The 7,361-nt window shown below is 71.3% G+C and carries 9 protein-coding genes; 8 read left to right on the top strand and 1 reads right to left on the bottom strand.

Going from position 1 to position 7,361, the window contains the following annotated elements:
* Positions 1-15: 15 nt before the first annotated feature.
* Positions 16-147 (top strand): glycoside hydrolase family 2 protein, encoded by a 132-nt coding sequence (locus KBX53_RS37305; protein WP_369010006.1) that lies wholly within the window; start codon positions 16-18, stop codon positions 145-147.
* Positions 148-205: 58 nt separating this feature from the next.
* Here KBX53_RS37305 and KBX53_RS16130 read toward each other — a convergent pair whose 3' ends face one another.
* Entirely contained in the window at positions 206-901 is a 696-nt protein-coding gene (locus KBX53_RS16130; protein ID WP_210860129.1) for an NAD(P)-dependent oxidoreductase, read from the bottom strand.
* Positions 902-965: 64 nt separating this feature from the next.
* Here KBX53_RS16130 and KBX53_RS37005 point away from each other — a divergent pair, with 64 nt between their 5' ends.
* The 7 genes from KBX53_RS37005 to KBX53_RS16095 all read left to right on the top strand — a co-directional run.
* Positions 966-1,547, top strand: a complete 582-nt coding sequence (locus tag KBX53_RS37005) for a TetR family transcriptional regulator (protein WP_210860127.1) — start codon at positions 966-968, stop codon at positions 1,545-1,547.
* A gap of 79 nt (positions 1,548-1,626) precedes the next feature.
* Positions 1,627-3,303 carry an ABC transporter substrate-binding protein gene (locus KBX53_RS16120; RefSeq protein ID WP_210860125.1) on the top strand — a complete coding sequence of 559 codons (1,677 nt, stop codon included), beginning with the start codon at positions 1,627-1,629 and terminating at the stop codon, positions 3,301-3,303.
* A 6-nt stretch (positions 3,304-3,309) separates the two neighbouring features.
* Entirely contained in the window at positions 3,310-4,266 is a 957-nt protein-coding gene (locus KBX53_RS16115) for an ABC transporter permease (protein WP_210860123.1), read from the top strand.
* Positions 4,263-5,150: an ABC transporter permease gene (locus KBX53_RS16110; protein WP_030337087.1), complete on the top strand. Its 888-nt coding sequence runs from the start codon at positions 4,263-4,265 to the stop codon at positions 5,148-5,150. The genes KBX53_RS16115 and KBX53_RS16110 overlap by 4 nt, the downstream gene beginning before the upstream one ends.
* Positions 5,147-6,154, top strand: a complete 1,008-nt coding sequence (locus KBX53_RS16105) for an ABC transporter ATP-binding protein (RefSeq protein WP_210860121.1) — start codon at positions 5,147-5,149, stop codon at positions 6,152-6,154. Before KBX53_RS16110 ends, KBX53_RS16105 begins: the two co-directional genes overlap by 4 nt.
* On the top strand, positions 6,151-7,152 hold the full coding sequence (locus KBX53_RS16100) for an ABC transporter ATP-binding protein (RefSeq protein WP_210860120.1): 1,002 nt from the start codon (positions 6,151-6,153) through the stop codon (positions 7,150-7,152). Before KBX53_RS16105 ends, KBX53_RS16100 begins: the two co-directional genes overlap by 4 nt.
* The coding region (locus KBX53_RS16095; RefSeq protein ID WP_210860119.1) for a gamma-glutamyltransferase at positions 7,149-7,361 on the top strand (213 nt) is incomplete at its 3' end. The genes KBX53_RS16100 and KBX53_RS16095, both read left to right, overlap by 4 nt.

Genomic DNA, 7,361 nt, shown 5'->3' with positions numbered 1-7,361 from the left:
GACGGCAACCGGGTTCTGCCGGCCCGCTACGACGACAACTACTTCTGGCTGCTGCCGGGGGAGACCCGGGAGGTACGGGTCTCCTGGCCGGCGCGGCCGGGCGTAGCCCGTCAGGTCACGGTGACCGCGCAGGCGTACAACTCCTAGGAGGACGGTGGGAAGCGGCGCTGAGCGGGCCGCTTCCCACCGGGGCCCGGCCGTCGGGTCACTTCTTCTTCAGCACGGCCTCGCGCCAGATCAGACCCGCGATGCTCGGCCTGACCTCGGTGGTGACCACCGCCATCGCCCGCCGGACGTACCGCTCGTCGGTCAGCTGCGCCAGCATGCTCGCCGCCAGGTCCGCGCGTGCCGTGAAGAGGCCGTCGGCGACGTCCTCGGCCACCTGGTAGCGGGTGACGCTCGGGTGGTCGAACAGCCCGGACGGTCGGGCGATGGTCCAGTCCAGGTCGCTCTCGCGGACGAGGGACTCCATCCGCCGCATGTCCTCGTGCGCGGTGCGGCCCGCCCTGCGGTTGAACAGCGGGTCCAGCACGTTGTTGAAGAAGAACTCGCCGGTCGGTCGCCAGGTGGGGTCGAGCACGCTGGAGCTGACGGTGATCAGGCGCTTGACCCCGTGGCGGTGCATGGCGGCCAGGATGTTCGCGTTGCCCGTCGAGTAGACGGTGATCGGCTTCGGGGTGAGCGGGACGCCCAGGCTGGACAGGACGGCGTCGCCGCCGGCCACCGCCCGGTCGACGGCCTCCGGGTCGGCGACGTCGGCGCTGACCACGGTGAGGCCGGGGCGCGGTGGCCCGGCGGGCGGGCGGCGGGTGACAGCGACGACCTCGTGGCCGGCGGCCAGAGCCTGTTCGGTGATCTGACGGCCGGTGGGGCCGGTGGCGCCGAAGACGACAGTGCGCATGTGTTCGCTCCTCGCTGGGGTTGACGGCGTTGACCGTGCCAGCGGGGAAGCGCAGTATTCAACCGTGTTGAATAAAACTCGGGGCCGGCCCCGCGGCAACCCCGACACCAAGGCCCGCATCGCGCGGGCCGCCCGCGAGCTGTTCCTGAAGCACGGTTATCCGGGCACCACCCTGCGGGCCGTCGCCGCCGCCGCTGGCGTCGACGTGGCGCTGATCAGCTACCACTTCGGCTCCAAGCAGGGCCTCTTCAGTCAGTCACTGAACCTGCTCTGCGTTGATCCCACCGCTCTCGACCAGGCGTTGCAGGGCAACCGGGAGCAGTTGGCCGACCGTCTGCTGGACTCGGTCACCGGCTTGTGGGACGCCGCCGGGCCCGCGCAGAACCGGATGGCGGTGCAGGATGCCGCCACGATGCGCGCCCTGAGGGACTACCTGGACGGTGAGCTGCGCCTCCGCATCGCTGAATTTATCGGCGGGCCGGACGCGACGCGACGGGCCACCGCAGCGGTCGCTGTGCTGGGTGGGCTGATCTTCACGCGGTACCTGAACCCGATCCGTTCGGTCGGTGCGCTGTCCCCGGCCGATGTCCGGCGGGTCTTCCGGCCGGCGCTGCGCGCGGCCCTGTACGGCCGCACCCCGGCCTGAGAAGCCCCGTCACGGAGGTCTTGCGGCGGTCATCGTATACAACATACGCTCCCCGAATCGCCCACTTGAGGAGCTCTCCATGACGAACCTCTCCGTCCGCGAAACGACACTGCCCCGCCGTCGGGTGCTCCGGGCCGCGGTGGCGGCGGTTGCCGTCGTCTGCACGGCCGTCGCCTGCTCACCGGTGTCGAACAGCGATGGCGGCAACCCGTCCGGCGGCGACCAGTCGGCCGGCCAGGACGCCTTCGGCACGCCCGCGGACCCCGCCTCCGTGAAGCAGGGCGGCAACCTGGTCATCGCCCTCTCCGCCGAACCCGACGCGCTGGACCCGACACTGTCGAGAAGCCTCTACTCCCGCTACGTCTTCCAGGCGATGTGCGAGAAGCTCTACGACGTCAACGAGCAGGCGCAGGTCGTACCGCAGCTCGCGACGGCCCTGCCCACCACGAGCGACGACGGCCGGACGGTGACCATCCCGCTGCGGCCCGGCGTGCGCTTCGCGGACGGGACGGCGTTCGACTCGGCCGCGGTGAAGGCCACCCTGCAACGCCACCTCACCAACGCCCGGTCGGCGCGCAAGAGCGAACTCGGCCCCATCGACGGCGTCGACACCCCGGACGCGCAGACCGTCGTCCTACGGCTGAAGCAGCCGTTCGCGCCGCTGCTCGGCGCCCTCGCCGACCGGGCCGGCATGATCATGAGCGCGCAGGCACTGCAGGCCCGGGGGGACGACTTCGCCTCGGCGCCGGTCTGCGTCGGTCCCTTCAAGTTCGCCAAGCGGGTGCCCCAGAACTCGATCGAGGTGGTGCGGGACCCGAACTACTACGACGCCAGCAAGGTGCACCTGGATGGCATCTCGTGGCGGATCCTCACCGACGCGAGCATCCGGGCCGCCAACCTGCGCTCCGGTGACGCGCAGGTGGCCGACTCCGTCTCCACCCAGGACGTCGCCTCGCTCCGGCAGGACGCCGCGGTCTCCGTCCTTCAGTCGCAGTCCCTCGGATACCAGGGCCTGACCATCAACGTCGGCAACGTCGACGGTGTCGGCACCACTCCCAAGCCCATCAACCGCCCGCTCGCCCAGAACGCCAAGGTGCGGCAGGCCTTCGAGCACGCCATCGACCGCAAGGCCCTGGTCGACGCGGTCTTCAACGGTGAGCACGCCGTCGCCTGCTCGCCGATCTCGCCAGCGAGCACGTTCTCGTCCCCCGAGGCGCAGACCTGCCCGGCGCACGACCCCGCCAAGGCCAAGCAGCTGCTGACCGAGGCCGGCGTGCAGACGCCGTACGAGGTGACGATGCTCGCCTCGAACACCCCTGACACGCTGCGCCTGGCCCAGGCGTTGCAGTCCATGGTCAAGGACGGCGGATTCGACCTGAAGATCAACCCGGTGGAGTATTCCTCGCTCCTCGACGAGCAGGACCGCGGCAACTTCGAGCTGCTGCAACTGGGGTGGAGCGGACGGATCGACCCGGACGCCAACATCACCAACTTCGTCGGCACCGGCGGCAGCCAGAACGTCGCCGGCTACCGCAACCCGCAGCTCGACACGCTGCTGACCCAGGCCCGCCAGGCCGGTGACGTCGAGCAGCGCCGCAAGCTGTACGGCCAGGCGGTCACCCTGCTGCAGCAGGACGACGCCCTGATCTACCTCTACCGGCAGCGCAACCTGACCGCCGTCAGCAAGCAGGTTCAGGGTTTGCAGGTCTACCCGGACGGCGTCATCCGGGCGGCCTTCGCCGGCTTCGGCAAGTAGGTCGTCGTGGCCCGATATCTGCTCACCCGTGCCTGGCAGTCGGCAGTGACCCTGCTGTTGTCGACGATCGTGGTCTTCGTCGGCGTACGGGCGCTCCCCGGTGACCCGGCCCTCGCGCTGGCCGGCGAGGACCGGTCGCCGGAGGCCCTGGAGGCGATCCGTCGGCACTACGGGCTGGACCAGCCGCTGCCGGTGCAGTTCGCCCAGTACGTGGAGCGGATGGCGCAGGGCGACTTCGGCGTGTCGATCCGCACGGGCACGCCGGTCTCGTCGATGCTCACGACCGCGCTGCCGGTGACCGTCGAGCTGTCCGTCGTGGCGATCCTCATCGCGTCGGCGCTCGGTGTCGGCGCCGGGGTGCTCGCGGCGGTCCGTCGTGGACGGCCGGCGGAGTGGCTCGCCAACGGCCTGGCCCTGATCGGCCTGTCGGTGCCGCACTTCTGGCTGGGGCTGCTGGCGATCCTCTACCTGTCCGTGGCGACCGGGCTCTTCCCCGCCTCCGGCTTCGTGCCGATCCTGGAGGACCCGGTGGACAACCTGCACCACATCGTCCTGCCCGCGGTGATCCTCGGCACCGGCCTCGCCGCCATCATCATGCGGCAGACCCGCTCGGCGATGCTCGACTCGCTCTCCTCCGACTACGTGCGGACGGCGAAGGCGAAGGGGCTGCGACCGCGCGCCGTCATCACCCGGCACGCCCTGCGCAACAGCCTCATCGTGGTGGTGACCGTCGTGGGCCTGCAACTCGGCGGGCTGATCTCCGGCGCGGTCGTCACCGAACAGATCTTCGGGCTGCCGGGCTTCGGCAAGATGACCATCGACGCGGTGTTCCAACGGGACTACCCGGTGATCCAGGCCGTCGTCCTGCTCACCGCGGCGGCCTACATCGTGATCAACCTCTTCGTGGATCTGCTCTACTCGGTCATCGATCCCCGCATCCGGGTGACGGGAGATCCGGCATGACCGTCCTCACCGTACCGATGGCGGAGACCGGCACCGCCAGCGTCACCCGGCGTACCCGCGTGCTGCGGCGGCTGCGCCGAAACCCGCTCGCCGTCGTGAGTTTCGTCGTGCTCGCGCTGGCGGGCGTCATCGCCGTGCTGTCGCCCTGGCTCGCGCCCTACTCGGTCGACCAGACCGACTTCGCCCGTACGTTCGCACCGCCCGGCACCGCCGGGCACCTGCTGGGCACCGACGACCTCGGCCGCGACGTCCTCTCCCGCATCATGCTCGGTGCCCGGGCGTCGTTGCAGGTGGGGCTCCTCGCGGTGGCCACGTCCCTGGTCATCGGGGTGCCACTCGGGCTCGCGGCCGGCTACTTCCGGGCCTGGGACGCGGTGATCTCCCGCTTCACCGACCTGCTGCTGGCGTTCCCGTTCCTGATCATGGCGGTGGGGCTGGCGGCCATCCGGGGCGCCAGCCTCGGCAACGCCGCGGTGGCCATCGGCATCGCCCAGATCCCCGGGGTGATCCGGGTGGTCCGCTCGGACACCCTGCGCCTCAAGTCACTCGACTTCGTGGCGGCGGCCGTCGTCGACGGCGCGAGCGACCTGTGGGTGCTGGCCCGGCACATCCTGCCAAACGCGACGTCGGTGATCCTGGTGCAGGCCACCGTCGCCATCCCGGCCGCGATCCTCGGCGAGGCGGTGCTGTCGTTCCTCGGCCTCGGCATCCAGCCCCCGGCTCCCAGCCTCGGCACCATGTTGGCCACCGCCCAGCAGTTCGCCGCCCGCGCACCGTGGGCCGCCGTCCTGCCCGGCGTCGTCATCATGGGGCTGGCGCTGGCGTTCAACGTCTTCGGTGACGCCCTGCGCGACGCCCTCGACCCGAAGGGAGACCGACGATGACCACGGCCGGAGCGCCCGTGCTGGAGATCCGCGACCTGTCGGTGTCGTTCCCCACCGAGACCGGCACCGTCTCGGCGGTCGACGGTGTCAGCCTTGACCTCGCGCCCGGCGAGATCGTTGGGATGGTGGGCGAGTCGGGGTGCGGAAAGAGCGTCACCGCGATGAGCATCGCCGGGCTGCTACCGGGCAGCGCCCGGGTCACCGGCTCGGTACGCCTGGACGGCACCCAGCTGATCGGGGCCCGCGAGGCGGCGCTTCGCCGGGTCCGGGGCCGGGAGATCGCCTACATCTTTCAGGAACCGATGACGTCGTTGAACCCGGTGCTCACCGTCGGGAGGCAGATCGGCGAGGTGCTCCAGGTCCACGAGCGGATGTCCCGGCGGGCGGCGCGGGCGCGCGCCGTCGAGTTGCTGACGCTCGTCGGGATCCCGTCCGCGGCCCAACGCGTCGACACCTATCCGCACCAGCTCTCCGGCGGCATGCGCCAGCGCGTGATGATCGCGATGGCGGTGGCCTGCGGCCCGAAGGTGCTGGTGGCCGACGAGCCGACCACCGCACTGGACGTCACCGTGCAGGCCGGCATCCTGCAGGTGCTGCGGAACCTGCGCGACCAGCTCGGCACGAGTGTCCTCATCATCACCCACGACCTCGGCGTGATCGCCGACATCGCGGACCGCGTCGTCGTCATGTACGCGGGACGGGTGGCGGAACGGGCACCGGTGGACGACCTGTTCGCCCACCCCCGACACCGGTACACCGCCGGTCTGCTGTCGGCGTCGCCGCAGCCGGGCCGGCACGCCGGGACGGACCGGTTGACCGAGATCCCCGGGCTGGTGCCCGTCCTGGCCAGCCAACCCGACGCCTGCACCTTCGCGGATCGCTGCCCGGCCGCCGACGAGCGGTGCCGCACGGCCGCCCCGCCGCTGGCGGGGGTCGGTGGCACCGACCACGTCGCGGCCTGCTGGCACCCGTGCGAGACGGCCCCTCAGGAGGCGAACCGATGACGCCGCAGCCGAACGCCCTGGAGATCACGGACCTGGTGATGCACTTCGGCCCGGTGCGTGCCGTGGACGGGGTGTCGCTGACCATCCCGCGCGGCCGGGTCACCGCCCTGGTGGGGGAGAGCGGCTCCGGAAAGTCGACGGTGGGCCGCTGCGTGGTGCGCCTCGTCGAGCCGACAGCGGGAACGGTGCGGATCGCCGGCACTGACGTCACCCACCTGTCCCGACGGCACCTGCGCCCCCATCGCGGCGCGGTGTCGATCGTCTTCCAGGACCCGGCCGCGTCCCTGGACCCGCGCATGCTGGTGGGTGAGATCGTGGCCGAGCCGCTGCGGCTTTCCGGCAAACGGATGTCCCGGCGCGAGCGGGAGGCCCGCGTCGCTCCCCAACTGGAACGGGTGGGCCTGCGCGCCGAGGTGGCCCGTCGCTATCCCCACGAACTGTCCGGCGGGCAACGCCAGCGGGTCAGCATCGCACGGGCACTGATCTCCGAACCGATGCTGCTCATCGCCGACGAACCGACCAGCGCGCTCGACGTGTCGGTGCAGGCGTCGGTGCTCAACCTCCTCGCCGACCTGCAACGCGACATCGGGTTCGCCTGCCTCTTCATCACCCACGACCTCTCCGCCGTCGAGTACCTGGCCGACGAGATCGCGGTCATGTACCTGGGGCAACTCGTCGAGCGGGGCAGCCGCGAGCGGATCTTCGCCCGGCCCGCCCACCCGTACACGCAGGCGCTGCTGTCCGCCGCGCCGGTGGCTGATCCGGTGCGTCAGCGCCACCGTCAGCCGGTGCTGCTCGGCGACGACCTGCCGTCCGCGCTCGACCCGCCGTCGGGCTGCCGGTTCCGGACCCGGTGCCCGCTCGCCTTCGACAGGTGCGCGACCGAGGTGCCGGCGCAGACCGCGATCGGCGACGGCATGGCCGCGTGCCACCTGGTCCAGCCGGACGGCACCGGCCCCGACGTTCGCACCGCAGATCCCAGTGAGGTGTTGTCATGACGTTCACCACCCGACCCACGTTGCAGGGCACCTTCGGCATGGTGTCCTCCACCCACTGGCTCGCCAGCCAGGCGGCGATGGGCATCCTCGAACGCGGGGGCAACGCGTTCGACGCCGCGGTCACCGCCGGGTTCGTCCTGCACGTCGTTGAGCCGCACCTGAACGGGCCGGGCGGCGAGGTGCCGGCCATCGTGGCCACCGCACAGGAC

The organism is Micromonospora sp. M51 (assembly GCF_018070305.1).
In the GTDB taxonomy this organism is placed as follows: Bacteria; Actinomycetota; Actinomycetes; order Mycobacteriales; family Micromonosporaceae; genus Micromonospora; species Micromonospora parva.
The sequence above is the reverse complement of the archived record's forward strand: the minus strand, read 5'-3'. Positions and strand labels throughout refer to the sequence as shown.